This window comes from Pseudomonas mandelii, from assembly GCF_006438925.1.
Lineage (GTDB): Bacteria > Pseudomonadota > Gammaproteobacteria > Pseudomonadales > Pseudomonadaceae > Aquipseudomonas > Aquipseudomonas mandelii_C.
Window position 1 is genome coordinate 20,345 of sequence record NZ_RCZA01000016.1, and the last position, 13,861, is coordinate 34,205.

Genomic DNA, 13,861 nt, shown 5'->3' on the forward strand with positions numbered 1-13,861 from the left:
GGTGAATGATTGTCGCGGTCGGTAATGCAGTGGACTTATGCTCGGTCCACTCTCAACCGACAACAACAATGAGGTATGCCATGCGTGAAGTGGTGATCGTCGACAGCGTGCGGACCGGCCTGGCCAAATCCTTTCGCGGCAAGTTCAACCTGACCCGTCCGGACGACATGGCGGCCCACTGCGTCAATGCGCTGCTGGCGCGCTCGGGCATCGACCCGGCCAGCGTCGAGGACTGCATCGTCGGTGCCGGTTCCAACGAAGGTGGCCAGGGCTTCAACATCGGTCGCAACATCGCGGTGTTGTCGCGCCTGGGCACCGGCACTGCCGGCATGACCCTCAACCGTTTTTGCTCGTCGGGCCTGCAGGCGATCGCCATCGCCGCCAACCAGATTGCTTCGGGTTGCAGCGACATCATCGTCGCCGGTGGCGTCGAGTCCATCAGCCTGACCATGAAAAGCATCAACACCGACAACCTGATCAATCCGCTGCTGAAAGAGCAGGTGCCCGGCATTTATTTCCCGATGGGTCAGACGGCCGAAATCGTCGCTCGTCGTTACGACGTCACTCGTGAAGAACAGGATCTGTACGCGCTGCAAAGTCAGCAACGTACTGCTCAGGCTCAGGCCGCTGGATTGTTTGACGATGAAATCGTGCCGATGGCGGTGAAATATCGGGTTGAAGACAAGGCCACCGGTCAGGTGCAGATTCTTGACGGCATCGTCGATCACGATGACTGCAATCGCCCGGGCTCCACCCTGGAAAGCCTGGCGGGATTGAAACCGGTGTTTGCCGAAGACGGTTCGGTGACGGCGGGCAATTCTTCGCAGCTGTCCGATGGCGCGTCGATGACGCTGGTAATGAGCCTGGAAAAAGCACTGGAACTGGGGTTGAAGCCCAAGGCGTTCTTCCGTGGTTTCACCGTGGCCGGTTGCGAGCCGGATGAAATGGGTATCGGCCCGGTGTTTTCGGTGCCGAAGCTGCTCAAAGCCAAGGGTTTGCAGGTTGCCGACATTGATCTGTGGGAACTCAACGAAGCGTTCGCCTCGCAATGCCTGCACAGCCGCATTCGGCTGGAAATCGATAACGACAAGTACAACGTCAATGGCGGCTCGATTTCCATCGGCCATCCGTTCGGCATGACCGGTTCGCGTCAGGTCGGGCATCTCGTGCGTGAATTGCAGCGCCGCAACGTGCGTTACGGCATCGTCACCATGTGTGTGGGTGGCGGGATGGGTGCGACCGGGTTGTTCGAAGCGGTGCGATAAGACTGCAAGATTTGTGTTGCCTAGTTAACCGCTATCGCGAGCAAGCTCGCTCCCACATTGGATCTATGTCGCACATCAGATCCCTGTGGGAGCGAGCTTGCTCGCGATGCAGGCACCGCAGTCTATAAGCTCTTCCGCAAAAGCAGCATCCGCTCAATGTAAGCCTGTACCTCCCGCGCCAACTTCTCCGGATTTTCAAACGGCCCTTCAAGGGTGTTTTCCCGGGTGCTGAAATACAAATTCCCATTCACGCGACACACCCGGTCACAGCGAAAGTGAGTGGCGGGGGCATTGTCCTGGGCGCGCTTGCCGTACATGGCGATCTCCTGAGGAATGTTCCTGTTGGCGAATTCCATGAGCTTATGCATGAACCACTTGCAACGCCTGGCCAACCGATCGACGGCATAGCGCCAATTTAATGGTGCGACCTGCACAGTTTCATTCGCGGCCAACGCCCAACTGTCCCTGTGTGCCGAACGGCTCTGAGCCTAGAATGACCTTTCTCGCCACTTGGCTTCGGGGTTCGCAATGCACATTTCATCGGGTCGCTGGGTTTACGGTCTATTCCTGGCCTTGGTGACCGCGCTGCTGTGGGGAATCCTGCCGATCAAACTCAAGCAAGTGCTGCTGGTGATGGACCCGGTGACGGTGACCTGGTTTCGCCTGATCGTATCCGGCGGGTGCCTGTTCATTTATCTGGCGGCTACCAAACGCCTGCCGAGCCGCAAGGTGCTCGGGCCGCGGGGTGGCTGGTTGGTGTTGATGGCGGTGCTCGGCCTGGTGGGCAACTATGTGCTGTACCTGAAGGGCCTGAACCTGCTTAGCCCCGGCACCGCGCAACTGGTGGTACAGATGGGCCCGATCATGTTGCTGATCGCCAGTCTGTTTGTGTTCAAGGAACGGTTCAGCGTGGGGCAGGGGATTGGCCTGCTGGTGCTGTTGATTGGCTTTGCCCTGTTTTTCAATCAGCGGCTGGCCGAGTTGCTGACCTCGCTGACCGATTACACCGCCGGCGTGCTGTTGGTGTTGTTGGCGTCCACGGTCTGGACGTTCTACGCCTTGGGTCAGAAGCAATTGCTCACGGTGTGGAATTCGCTGCAGGTGATGATGGTGATCTACCTGTTCTGCGCGCTGTTGTTGACGCCGTGGGTGCATCCGCTGGAAGTGCTGCAACTGAGTCCGTTGCAAGGCTGGCTACTGCTGGCGTGCTGCATGAACACCCTGATCGCCTATGGCGCGTTTGCCGAAGCTCTGGCGCATTGGGAGGCGTCGCGGGTCAGTGCGACGTTGGCAATCACACCGTTGGTGACGTTCGCTGCGGTGGCGGTGGCCGCATGGATGTGGCCGGACTATGTGCATGCCGAGACGATCAATGGTCTGGGTTATGGCGGGGCGGTGCTGGTGGTGCTGGGGTCGGCGCTGGTGGCGTTGGGGCCGTCGTTGATTGCGGGGCTCAGGGCTCGTCGCGTTAGGATTGCAGCAGGGTAATCCGGGTCATCGTTCTTCGCGAGCAGGCTCGCTCCCACAGGAGGATGCGATCCAATGTGGGAGCGAGCCTGCTCGCGAAGTCGATCTGATGGTCGCTACAAAGCTTAACCCTTGGCACCAGCCTCCAGCATATTCTCCGGCCTTACCCACGCATCGAACTCTTCATCCGTCAGATACCCCAACTGCAACGCCGACTCGCGCAAGGTCAGCCCTTCTGCGTAAGCCTTTTTGGCGATTTCCGCCGATTTGTCATAACCAATGTGCGGATTCAGCGCCGTCACCAGCATCAACCCACGCTCCAGATGTTCAGCCATTTTCTCTGCATCCGGTTCCAGACCAGCGATGCAATGCTGCTGGAAGTTGCTGCAGCCATCGCCGAGCAGGCGGATCGATTGCAGCAGGTTGTGGATGATCACCGGTTTGAACACGTTCAGTTGCAGGTGCCCCTGACTCGCGGCAAAGCCAATGGCGACGTCGTTGCCCAATACCTGACACGCCAGCATCGACAGGGCTTCGCACTGGGTCGGGTTGACCTTGCCCGGCATGATCGAGCTGCCCGGTTCGTTGGCCGGCAGTTTCACTTCGGCAAAGCCTGCTCGCGGCCCGGAACCCAGCAGGCGCAGGTCGTTGGCGATTTTCATCAGGGTCACGGCGAGGGTCTTCAGCGCACCGGACAGCGTGGTCAGCGGCTCATGGCCAGCCAGGGCGGCGAATTTGTTGGGTGCGGTGACGAACGGCAGGCCGGAGAGGGCGGCCAGCTCGGCAGCGATGGCTTCGCCAAAACCGTGGGGCGAGTTCAGCCCGGTGCCGACTGCTGTGCCGCCCTGGGCCAGTTCACAGACGGCCGGCAGCGCGCTGCGGATCGCCCGCTCGGCGTAATCCAGTTGCGCGATGAACGCCGACAGCTCCTGACCGAAGGTAATCGGCGTCGCGTCCATCATGTGGGTGCGGCCGGTCTTGACCAGTTTCATGTGCCGCGCGGACAGCTCGGCCAATCCGCCCGACAGTTCGTTGATCGCCGGCAGCAATTGCTGTTGCACTGCCTGGGCTGCCGCGATGTGCATGGCGGTCGGGAAGCAGTCGTTGGAACTCTGGGAGCGGTTGACGTGATCGTTAGGGTGAACCGGCGACTTGCCGCCGCGAGCATTACCGGCCAGTTCGTTGGCGCGACCGGCGATCACTTCGTTGACGTTCATGTTGCTCTGGGTGCCGCTGCCGGTCTGCCAGACCACCAGCGGGAACTGGTCGTCATGGCTGCCGTCGAGCACTTCGTCGGCGGCTTGTTCGATCAGCCGGGCGATGTCGGCGGGCAGGTCACCGTTGCGGTCATTGACCCGCGCCGCGGCTTTCTTGATCAGCGCCAGGGCATGCAGCACCGCCAGCGGCATTTTTTCGTTGCCGATGGCGAAGTTAATCAGCGAGCGTTGCGTCTGAGCGCCCCAGTAGGCTTCATCCGGGACTTCCACCTGGCCAAGGCTGTCGGTTTCGATACGGCTCATCATGCACACTCCTGTAGGTCTGATAGCGCAGTTTAGGCCGTGATCGACGACCGTGGTTCCATCAGTCTGGAATTTGACCGTTCAACCCCTCTAAATCAGGCGCGACAAGGCTTGGGGTTGAGCGACACACTTTTTTAGGTGCAGAATGGTCGCCCTTGGGGTAATGACCTCGCCTGCTAGAAAAGGAAACTCGATGACTCGTCTTCGTGCCATCTGTACCGCGGTTGCACTGGTTTGCGCCAGCGGCCCTGTTTTTGCCGATACCGCCAGCCACAACGCCAGTGCCGAAGCTTTCCTGACCCTGGCGCACGCTGACAAATTGGGCACTCCGGTGTACATGCAAGTGCAGCAAATGTTCGCTCAACGCTTTGAACAAACCAAAGCACCTGAATCGAAAAAAGCCTTGCTGGAAACCTACCAGGCCAAAGCCAACGCCGCGCTGGACCAAGCCATTGGCTGGAACAAGCTGAAGCCGGACATGGTCAAGCTCTACACCACCAACTTCAGCGAATCCGAGCTGAAAGACCTGGTCGCGTTCTACCAGTCACCTCTGGGCAAGAAAGTCCTGGAAAAAATGCCGCAGCTGACTCAGCAATCGGCCCAGATGACTCAAGCCAAGCTGGAAAGCGCCGTGCCTGTGGTCAACAAATTGCTGGCTGACATGACCGCCGAGCTGGAGCCTAAAGGCGCCGCTGCTCCGGCCAAGAAAAAGCCTTAAGCGGAGTTCGGTATGACCATGCAACAACGCATCGAATCGACGCTGGGCCTGTTGCAGCCGCAGCATCTGCAAGTGCTGGATGAAAGCCACATGCACAGCCGTGGGTTGCAGACCCACTTCAAAGCCGTGGTGGTCAGCCAGCAGTTCGAAGGGCTCAACCGCGTCAAGCGTCACCAGAAAGTCTACGGCACGCTCGGCGAGCTGATGGGCGAGTTTCATGCGTTGGCGCTGCATACCTACACGCCAGAGGAATGGGCACAGATCGACGCGGCTCCGGCCTCGCCGACCTGTGCTGGCGGCAGCAAGCATTAAGCATCGGTTTTTTGCTAGAATCCGCAACGCGCCGCTCACCCGGCGCGTTTTTTTTCGCATCCGGTTCACCCCTTACGAGGGTAGCCACCTGGAGAATCACCCATGACACAACAGATTGTCGTGGCGGCACTGTATAAGTTCGTCACCCTGGAAGATTACGTCGCCCTGCGCGAGCCGCTGCTGCAAGCGATGGTCGACAACGGCATCAAAGGCACCCTGTTGATCGCCGAAGAAGGCATCAACGGCACCGTGTCCGGCAGCCGCGAAGGCATTGACGGGCTGATGGCCTGGCTCAAGAACGACCCACGCATGGACGACATCGACCACAAAGAGTCGTACTGCGACGACCAGCCGTTCTATCGCACCAAAGTCAAACTCAAGAAAGAAATCGTTACCCTCGGCGTCGAAGGCGTGGACCCGAACAAGAAGGTCGGCACCTACGTCGATCCAGAGAACTGGAACGCGTTGATCAGCGATCCGGAAGTGCTGTTGATCGACACCCGCAACGATTACGAAGTCTCGATCGGCACCTTCGAAGGCGCCATCGACCCGAAGACCACCAGTTTTCGCGAATTCCCCGACTACATCAAAGCCAATTTCGACCCGGCCGTGCACAAGAAAGTCGCGATGTTCTGCACCGGCGGCATTCGTTGTGAAAAGGCGTCGAGCTATATGCTCAGCCAGGGCTTCGACGAGGTCTACCACCTCAAGGGCGGCATTCTGAAGTACCTCGAAGAGGTGCCGCAGGAAGAAACCAAATGGCAGGGCGACTGCTTCGTGTTCGATAACCGCGTGACCGTTCGTCATGACCTCAGCGAAGGCGACTACGATCAATGTCATGCCTGTCGTACACCGATCAGCGCCTCCGACCGCGCGTCCGAGCACTACGTGGCCGGCATCAGTTGCCCGCATTGCTGGGATAAGCTGAGCGAGAAGACTCGTCGCAGTGCCATCGACCGGCAAAAGCAGATCGAACTGGCCAAGGCTCGCAACCTGCCTCACCCGATCGGCTACAACTACAAGCAAACTCCTTCCGAGGCTTGAACCATGTCTGTGCAACGCCTGCTCTATGTGATGGACCCGATGTGTTCCTGGTGCTGGGGCTTCGCGCCGGTGGCCAACGCGCTGGTCGAGCAGGCGCAAGCAGCGGGGGTGGACGTGCACCTGGTGGTGGGTGGTTTGCGTACCGGCAGCGGCTCCGCGCTGGAACCGACCACCCGGCGCTACATCCTTGAGCATTGGCAGGCGGTCACCGAAGCCACGGGTCAACCGTTCAAGCTGGAAGGCGCGTTGCCCGACGGGTTTGTCTACGACACCGAACCTGCCTGTCGGGCGCTGGTGACTGCGCGCAGCCTGGCGCCGGATTGTGCGTGGAAACTGCTCGGGCTGATTCAGCATGCGTTTTACGCCGAAGGGCGCGACGTCACTCACGCCAGTGTTCTGGTGGAGCTGGCGGAGCAGGCCGGTCTGCCGCGCATCGAGTTCGCCGCCGCGTTCGACCGTGCCGATATGCACGTCGCGACGGCTGCCGATTTCACGTGGGTCCAGGACCTGGGCATTGCCGGTTTCCCTACCTTGCTGGCTGAACGTGATGGTCAATTGGCGCTGTTGACCAATGGCTATCAGTCTCTCAGCGTATTGTCTCCGTTGCTCGGCCGCTGGCTGGAGCGCGCTGCCTGTGCATGACCAGCCTGACAACGCCGCAACCGCTACACGTGTCGACCGTCTAAGCTGGGCGGAAATCCGTCGCCTGGCCTTGCATCACAAGAAGTCCCTGTGGATCGCCAACGGCGTGGCCGTGCTGGCAACGTTGTGCAGCGTGCCGATTCCCTTGCTCCTGCCGTTGCTGGTGGACGAGGTGCTGCTGGGCCATGGCGACTCTGCGCTGAAGATCATGAACCACGCGCTGCCCGAAAACTGGCAGAAAGCGGCGGGCTACATCGGCCTGATGCTGCTGGTGACCTTGTTGCTGCGCTGTGGCGCCTTGCTGTTCAACGTGGTGCAGGCAAAGTTGTTTGCGGCACTGGCCAAGGACATCGTGTATCGCATTCGCACACGGCTGATCGAACGACTCAAGCGCATTTCCCTGGGCGAATACGAAAGCCTGGGCAGCGGCACGGTGACCACGCATCTGGTCACCGACCTGGACACTGTGGACAAATTCGTTGGCGAAACCCTCAGTCGTTTCCTTGTGGCCATGCTGACCTTGGTCGGCACCGCGTCCATCCTGATGTGGATGCACTGGAAGCTGGCGTTGCTGATCCTGCTGTTCAACCCGCTGGTGATCTACGCCACGGTACTGCTGGGCAAGCGGGTCAAGCACCTGAAGAAACTCGAGAACGACAGCACCTCGCGTTTCACCCAGGCACTCACCGAAACCCTCGATTCCATTCAGGAAGTGCGCGCCGGCAACCGTCAGGGCTTTTTTCTTGGGCGCCTCGATCAACGTGCTCGTGAAGTACGCGATTACGCGGTGACGTCGCAGTGGAAAACCGATGCCTCGAACCGTGCCAGCGGCTTGCTGTTCCAGTTCGGCATCGATATTTTCCGTGCGGCGGCGATGCTCACCGTGCTGTTTTCCGACCTGTCCATCGGCCAGATGCTCGCGGTGTTCAGCTACCTGTGGTTCATGATCGGTCCGGTGGAACAGCTGCTGAATCTGCAGTACGCCTATTACGCGGCCGGCGGCGCGCTGTCTCGGATCAACGAGTTGCTGGCCCGGGCCGATGAGCCTGAATACCCGGGTGGAGTGGACCCGTTCAACGGTCGCGAAACCGTGGGCATCGAAGTCCAGGGATTGAGTTTCGGTTACGGCGACGAGCTGGTGTTGAACCAGATGAACCTGTCGATCGCCCCCGGCGAAAAAGTCGCGATTGTCGGCGCCAGCGGTGGCGGAAAAAGTACCTTGGTGCAGTTGCTGCTGGGCCTGTACACGCCGCTTGCCGGGACGATCCGCTTCGGTGGTTCGACCCAGCAAGAGATCGGTCTGGAAACCGTGCGGGAAAATGTCGCCGTGGTCCTGCAACACCCGGCGCTGTTCAACGACACCATCCGCGCCAACCTGACCATGGGCCGCGAGCGCAGCGACGAAGCTTGCTGGCAAGCGCTGGAAATTGCGCAACTGCACAACACCGTTCGGGAATTGCCCAATGGCCTGGACAGCATCGTCGGACGTTCCGGCGTGCGGCTATCCGGCGGGCAGCGTCAACGCCTGGCGATTGCGCGAATGGTGCTGGCCGAACCCAAGGTGGTGATCCTCGACGAAGCCACCTCAGCGCTGGATGCCGCCACCGAATACAACCTGCACCAGGCGTTGGCGCGGTTCTTGAGCAATCGCACCACGCTGATCATTGCGCACCGGTTGTCCGCGGTGAAGCAGGCTGATCGGGTGCTGGTGTTTGATGGCGGACAAATTGCCGAGGATGGCGACCATCAGCAGTTGATTGCCGATGGAGGGTTGTACGCCAAGCTTTATGGGCATTTGCAGCAGCACTAGCCAATGCGCACAGCAGCACATCGCTCAAGGGCGATGGAGTGCGGGTCCGAATATAGATAGGTGATGGAAAGTCTTGCCGTGGAGCTGTTGTTCGCTTTGTTTGTCTGCTGCGCTTCAAAAAGCAGTGACTTATAGACACTTCCCCGCAGCAGTAGCGGCTACTCGCTTGCCGGGATCGAGAACGCACCCTAGTCTAGCTGTAGCGATCACGTTGGATGATGATCGGGCAGTGCTAAAACAAGGGACCTCATGAATCAAGCGCGGACTCTCGGAACGCCACGGTTGTTGGGCATCGTCTGGCCATTCATCGCCGTCGTGTTATTTCAGGCCCTGTTGGGGGGTGTCAGTCTTTACGTTCTGTCGGCGGTTCGCGGCTACGTTGCCGGGGAAAGCCTGTGGTCCAAAGGCCAAAAAGACGCCATCTATTACCTTAATCTCTACGCCGACAGCCGCGACGAGACGATTTACGTCAAATACCAGAACGCCATTGCCGTACCGCAGGGGGGGCACGAGTTGCGAGTGGCGCTGGATCATCGGCCACCCAATATCGAAGCGGCACGTGTGGCGATCCTCAAGGGAGGTAACCACCCGGATGACGTTTCCAGTGTTATCTGGCTTTACCTCAATTTCCGGCACTTCAGTTACCTCGAAAAAGCCATCGACCTTTGGACAGTGGGCGACGCGTACCTGGTGCAACTCGATGACGTTGCGAAGGAAATGCATCAGCACATTCCTGTCAGTCAGGCCGCCGAGGCTGACATCAAGCGCTGGAAAGACCAGATATTCGCCATCAATGAGGGTGTGACACCGGCGGCGAAAGCGTTCAGCGATGCCTTGGGCGAAGGCTCACGGGTGATCCTGCGGCTGTTGCTGGTGACCAACCTCGCCACGGCCCTGGGCTTGATTGCGCTGGCCTTGATGCGCACCCACAAACTGCTCAAGCACCGCAATGCGTTCGCCGAGGCTCTCCAGTTGGAGAAGGACCGAGCGCAGATCACCCTGCAATCGATTGGCGATGGTGTGATCACCACGAATGTCGAAGGCGCAATCGCCTACATGAACCCGGCCGCCGAGGCGTTGACTCACTGGAAGGCCGAGCAGGCGACGGGTTTGCCGCTGGCGGCGCTGTTCAATCTGCTGGACGAGAACGCTCAGGCCGATGGCTTCACGTTGATCGAGCACATTTTGAGCGGACAGCTGAGCGGTGGCAGCGAACACTCAAAACTGATCCAGCGCCTGGATGGCAGCACGGTTTCGGTCACCCTGGTCGGTGCGCCGATCCGCAACGCCGGGAAGGTCAGCGGCACGGTGCTGGTGCTGCACGACATGACCCAGGAGCGACAGTACATTGCCAATCTGTCCTGGCAGGCGACCCATGACGCCTTGACCGGGCTCGCCAACCGCCGCGAGTTCGAATATCGCCTGGAACAGGCGCTGCACATCCTGGCGCGGCATTCGGGGCGCCATGCCTTGATGTTCCTCGATCTGGATCAGTTCAAACTGGTCAACGATACCTGCGGCCATGCGGCGGGTGACGAGTTGCTGCGGCATATCTGCGCTCTGTTGCAATCCGGTTTGCGCGAAGGCGATACCCTGGCCCGCCTGGGTGGCGACGAGTTTGGCATCCTGCTGGAGAACTGCGCCCCGGAAGCCGCAGAAAAAATCGCCGAGGGCCTGCGTCAGACCGTGCAGAACCTGCACTTCGTCTGGAAAGGCCGACCGTTCGTGACCACTGTGAGCATCGGGCTGGTTCACGTCGCTCAGAATCCGACCACTCTCGAAGCCTCGCTGCGCGCTGCCGACATGGCCTGCTACATGGCCAAGGAAAAGGGCCGCAATCGGGTTCAGGTCTATCACGCCGATGATTCGGAACTGTCCCTGCGCTTCGGCGAGATGGCTTGGGTGCAGCGCTTGCACATGGCGCTGGAAGAAGACCGCTTCTGTCTGTACGCCCAGGAAATCGCGCCCCTTGGTCATATCGAGAAGGGCGGTGGACATATCGAAATTCTGTTGCGCCTGCATGACGAAGCCGGACGCATGATTTTGCCCGACAGTTTTATTCCTGCTGCTGAGCGTTATGGTCTGATGACATCCCTTGACCGCTGGGTTGTACAGAACGTTTTCAAAATTATTGCCCAATGCATAGCCGAACAGCACAAAGGACCGTTGGCCATGTGTGCGATTAATCTGTCAGGCACAACTATCGGAGATGAGGCGTTTCTGCACTTTCTGCGTGAACAGTTTGTTACTTACTCCATACCGCCTGAAATGATTTGTTTTGAAATCACTGAAACCAGTGCTATTTCCAATCTCGGAAGTGCAATCAGATTTATTAATGAACTCAAAGGTTTAGGTTGCCACTTTTCACTGGATGACTTTTGCGCCGGAATGTCCTCATTCGCATATTTGAAACATTTACCTGTAGACTTCTTGAAGATCGACGGGAGTTTCGTAAAGGATATGCTGGACGACCCGATTAACCGCGCCATGGTCGAAGTGATCAATCACATCGGTCATGTTATGGGTAAACGTACGATTGCCGAGTTTGTTGAAACACCCCAGATCGAGCAGGCATTGCTGGAGATCGGGGTGGATTACGCTCAAGGGTATGTTATTGAACGCCCGCATTTGTTTACCAGCGACAGTTTACAAAGTCGTCCAGCCAGGCCTCAGCCTTTGTTATTCAAGGCGCCTGGCACGTTCCGTTGAAATCTCTTGCTGATCCTTATAATCACAATCAAAAGGAGCTCGACAGTGATCGACACATTCAACCGAACCGGACCACTCATGGAAGCTGCAAGTTATCCCGCCTGGGCTCAACGCCTGATCCAGGATTGCAGCGAGAGCAAACGCCGGGTAGTCGAACACGAACTGTATCAGCGTCTGCGTGATAACAAACTCAGTGCAAAGACCATGCGCCAGTACCTGATTGGTGGCTGGCCGGTAGTCGAACAGTTCGCGTTATATATGGCACAGAACCTGACCAAGACTCGCTTTGCCCGCCATCCAGGTGAAGACATGGCACGTCGCTGGTTGATGCGTAACATTCGCGTCGAATTGAACCATGCCGATTACTGGGTGCACTGGAGCCGTGCTCACGGCGTCAGCCTGGAAGATCTGCAAGCGCAAAAGGTTGCCCCTGAACTTCACGCCTTGAGCCACTGGTGCTGGCACACCAGTTCGTCGGATTCGCTGATCGTTGCCATTGCCGCCACCAACTACGCCATTGAAGGTGCGACCGGGGAGTGGTCGGCGCTGGTCTGTTCCAGTGGTGTCTACGCGGCCTCATTCCCGGAAGAAGATCGCAAGCGGGCCATGAAGTGGTTAAAAATGCATGCCCAGTACGACGATGCCCATCCGTGGGAAGCCCTGGAAATCATCTGCACGCTGGCGGGTATGAATCCAAGTAAATCCCTGCAAGTGGAATTGCGTCAGGCCGTCTGCAAGAGCTACGACTACATGTTCCTGTTCCTGGAGCGTTGCATGCAGCTTGAGCGTGCGCAAAAGGCTCCTGTCGCGCGTGAACGCATGGAGCTGGCCGAGAGCTGATCGGTTAATACACACCATTGAAAAAGCCCGCTCCCCCTGTCTATATCAATAGGGGTGGCGGGCTTTTTCGTAATGGCAGCAAACAGTCAGGCGCTGATCTTCAGCCCAACCAGCCCGGAAATGATCAACGCCACACTGGCGAGCCTGAACAACGCCATGGATTCACCGAACAGAATGATCCCGGCAATTACCGTCCCGACCGCACCGACACCCGTCCAGATCGCGTAGGCCGTGCCCAGCGGCAATTCCTTCATGGCAAGGCCCAGCAAGCCAAGGCTGATGGCCATGGCGGCAACGGTCAATGCGGTGGGGAGAGGGCGACTGAAGCCATCGGTGTATTTCAGGCCGACGGCCCAGCCAACTTCGAACAGGCCGGCGAAAAACAGAATGATCCAGGACATGAGAGACCTCCATCGATTGACGGGGTCGTCCCCAGATTAATGACTCGATCGAGCCGCGAGGTCGTCCTCGCGTTGTGCAATAGAGTGCCCATCATTAACCCGGGGATCAAGTTTTCGGATCAGTCGATAGCCTGCTGCGCCGCAGTTTCCCGATCTTCTTTCTCGCTCATCCGGCGGAAATACGTCGAGAGCAGCGCCCCGGAGATGTTGTGCCAGACGCTGAACAACGCACTCGGCACCGCCGCCAGCGGTGAGAAGTGCGCACTGGCCAGGGCCGCACCCAACCCGGAGTTCTGCATGCCGACTTCCAGAGCCAGGGATTTACGCTGGGCCAGTGGCAACTTGAACAGCCTTGCGGTGAAGTAGCCCAGCAGATAGCCGAAGCTGTTGTGCAGCATCACCACGGCCATGATCAGCAGGCCGGATTCGGCAATCTTCGCCTGGCTGGCGGCCACCACGGCTGTGACGATAATGACGATGCTCACCACCGAGATCAGCGGCAGCACCTCCACCGCGTGGCGAACCCGATCACCCAGCAGGCGCTGGGCAACCACGCCAAGCACGATCGGCAACAGCACCACTTGCAGGATCGACCAGAACAGCTCCATGAACGACACCGGCAACCAGGCTGAGGCCAGCAGCCAGATCAGAGCCGGGGTCAAGAGCGGGGCGAGGAGGGTAGTGACAGCGGCGATGGCCACCGACAGCGCCAGATCGCCGCGGGCCAGCCAGGTCATCACGTTCGACGAGGTGCCGCTAGGGCAGCAACCGACCAGGATGACGCCGACAGCGATCTCCGGCGGCAAGTGGAAAGCCTGGCAAAGCAACCACGCCACACCGGGCATGATCACGAAGTGCGCAACCACGCCCAGGGCCACGCGCCATGGATGGCGAACGACTTCGGCGAAGTCTTCAAGTTTGAGGGTCAGGCCCATGCCGAACATCACCAGCCCCAGCAGCGGAACGATCGCGCCCTTCAGGCCGATGAACACGGTCGGTTGCAGGAACGCCACGACGGCGAAAATCAGTACCCAGTAAGCGAAGGTGTTGCCGACAAAACGACTCAATGCAGCCAGTGCACGCATGGCCTGATCCTTATTCTTGAGTAACACCATAAAACCAGTGTGGGAGCG

Annotated in this window: 13 protein-coding genes; 9 read left to right on the forward strand and 4 right to left on the reverse strand. The window is 59.0% G+C overall.

Translation table 11 applies throughout. The features are described 5' to 3' along the window. Positions 1 to 80: 80 nt before the first annotated feature. The gene (locus EAH74_RS28870; RefSeq protein WP_140683338.1) at positions 81 to 1,265 is read left to right on the forward strand and encodes a thiolase family protein; all 1,185 of its coding nucleotides are present in this window, start codon (positions 81 to 83) and stop codon (positions 1,263 to 1,265) included. Positions 1,266 to 1,387: 122 nt separating this feature from the next. On the opposite strand, the gene EAH74_RS28875 is transcribed toward EAH74_RS28870, so the two are convergent. Next, a complete protein-coding gene (locus EAH74_RS28875; RefSeq protein ID WP_140683566.1) occupies positions 1,388 to 1,582 on the reverse strand; it encodes a DUF6316 family protein in 195 nt (64 codons plus the stop codon). 211 nt (positions 1,583 to 1,793) lie between these two features. On the opposite strand from EAH74_RS28875, the gene EAH74_RS28880 reads away from it, so the two are divergent. Continuing rightward, positions 1,794 to 2,753, forward strand: a complete 960-nt coding sequence (locus tag EAH74_RS28880) for a DMT family transporter (RefSeq protein ID WP_140683341.1) — start codon at positions 1,794 to 1,796, stop codon at positions 2,751 to 2,753. A gap of 104 nt (positions 2,754 to 2,857) precedes the next feature. Here the strand turns inward: EAH74_RS28880 and EAH74_RS28885 are convergent, their stop codons facing one another. Next, positions 2,858 to 4,252, reverse strand: coding sequence for a class II fumarate hydratase (locus EAH74_RS28885; RefSeq protein ID WP_140683344.1), 1,395 nt, complete (start codon positions 4,250 to 4,252; stop codon positions 2,858 to 2,860). Between the two features lie 193 nt (positions 4,253 to 4,445). On the opposite strand from EAH74_RS28885, the gene EAH74_RS28890 reads away from it, so the two are divergent. From EAH74_RS28890 to EAH74_RS28920, 7 genes are all read left to right on the forward strand, one after another. Then, on the forward strand, positions 4,446 to 4,970 hold the full coding sequence (locus tag EAH74_RS28890; protein WP_033055281.1) for a DUF2059 domain-containing protein: 525 nt from the start codon (positions 4,446 to 4,448) through the stop codon (positions 4,968 to 4,970). Between the two features lie 12 nt (positions 4,971 to 4,982). Then, a complete protein-coding gene (locus EAH74_RS28895; protein WP_008151216.1) occupies positions 4,983 to 5,282 on the forward strand; it encodes a BolA family protein in 300 nt (99 codons plus the stop codon). A gap of 102 nt (positions 5,283 to 5,384) precedes the next feature. After that, a complete protein-coding gene (locus EAH74_RS28900; RefSeq protein WP_046049127.1) occupies positions 5,385 to 6,326 on the forward strand; it encodes a rhodanese-related sulfurtransferase in 942 nt (313 codons plus the stop codon). Between the two features lie 3 nt (positions 6,327 to 6,329). Further along, the gene (locus EAH74_RS28905) at positions 6,330 to 6,968 is read left to right on the forward strand and encodes a DsbA family protein (RefSeq protein ID WP_140683347.1); all 639 of its coding nucleotides are present in this window, start codon (positions 6,330 to 6,332) and stop codon (positions 6,966 to 6,968) included. Continuing rightward, complete coding sequence (locus tag EAH74_RS28910) at positions 6,961 to 8,778, forward strand: ABC transporter ATP-binding protein (protein ID WP_140683350.1); 1,818 nt, start codon at positions 6,961 to 6,963, stop codon at positions 8,776 to 8,778. Before EAH74_RS28905 ends, EAH74_RS28910 begins: the two co-directional genes overlap by 8 nt. 249 nt (positions 8,779 to 9,027) lie before the next feature. Next, the gene (locus tag EAH74_RS28915; RefSeq protein WP_140683353.1) at positions 9,028 to 11,487 is read left to right on the forward strand and encodes an EAL domain-containing protein; all 2,460 of its coding nucleotides are present in this window, start codon (positions 9,028 to 9,030) and stop codon (positions 11,485 to 11,487) included. Positions 11,488 to 11,565: 78 nt separating this feature from the next. Beyond that, positions 11,566 to 12,327, forward strand: a complete 762-nt coding sequence (locus tag EAH74_RS28920) for a TenA family transcriptional regulator (protein WP_430539807.1) — start codon at positions 11,566 to 11,568, stop codon at positions 12,325 to 12,327. Between the two features lie 86 nt (positions 12,328 to 12,413). Here EAH74_RS28920 and sugE read toward each other — a convergent pair whose 3' ends face one another. Together sugE and EAH74_RS28930 are read right to left on the reverse strand one after the other, a co-directional pair. After that, positions 12,414 to 12,728: a quaternary ammonium compound efflux SMR transporter SugE gene (gene sugE, locus EAH74_RS28925; protein WP_008151200.1), complete on the reverse strand. Its 315-nt coding sequence runs from the start codon at positions 12,726 to 12,728 to the stop codon at positions 12,414 to 12,416. Positions 12,729 to 12,847: 119 nt separating this feature from the next. Further along, on the reverse strand, positions 12,848 to 13,813 hold the full coding sequence (locus EAH74_RS28930; RefSeq protein ID WP_140683359.1) for a bile acid:sodium symporter family protein: 966 nt from the start codon (positions 13,811 to 13,813) through the stop codon (positions 12,848 to 12,850). Between the last annotated feature and the right edge of the window lie 48 nt (positions 13,814 to 13,861).

Coding starts and splice junctions, on each gene's coding strand:
- EAH74_RS28890 (WP_033055281.1), top strand. CDS start 4,446: ATGACTCGTCTTCGTGCCATCTGTACCGCGGTTGCACTGGTTTGCGCC.
- EAH74_RS28930 (WP_140683359.1), bottom strand. CDS start 13,813: ATGCGTGCACTGGCTGCATTGAGTCGTTTTGTCGGCAACACCTTCGCT.
- EAH74_RS28870 (WP_140683338.1), top strand. CDS start 81: ATGCGTGAAGTGGTGATCGTCGACAGCGTGCGGACCGGCCTGGCCAAA.
- EAH74_RS28895 (WP_008151216.1), top strand. CDS start 4,983: ATGACCATGCAACAACGCATCGAATCGACGCTGGGCCTGTTGCAGCCG.
- EAH74_RS28920 (WP_430539807.1), top strand. CDS start 11,566: ATGGAAGCTGCAAGTTATCCCGCCTGGGCTCAACGCCTGATCCAGGAT.
- sugE (WP_008151200.1), bottom strand. CDS start 12,728: ATGTCCTGGATCATTCTGTTTTTCGCCGGCCTGTTCGAAGTTGGCTGG.
- EAH74_RS28915 (WP_140683353.1), top strand. CDS start 9,028: ATGAATCAAGCGCGGACTCTCGGAACGCCACGGTTGTTGGGCATCGTC.
- EAH74_RS28905 (WP_140683347.1), top strand. CDS start 6,330: ATGTCTGTGCAACGCCTGCTCTATGTGATGGACCCGATGTGTTCCTGG.
- EAH74_RS28900 (WP_046049127.1), top strand. CDS start 5,385: ATGACACAACAGATTGTCGTGGCGGCACTGTATAAGTTCGTCACCCTG.
- EAH74_RS28880 (WP_140683341.1), top strand. CDS start 1,794: ATGCACATTTCATCGGGTCGCTGGGTTTACGGTCTATTCCTGGCCTTG.
- EAH74_RS28875 (WP_140683566.1), bottom strand. CDS start 1,582: ATGTACGGCAAGCGCGCCCAGGACAATGCCCCCGCCACTCACTTTCGC.
- EAH74_RS28885 (WP_140683344.1), bottom strand. CDS start 4,252: ATGAGCCGTATCGAAACCGACAGCCTTGGCCAGGTGGAAGTCCCGGAT.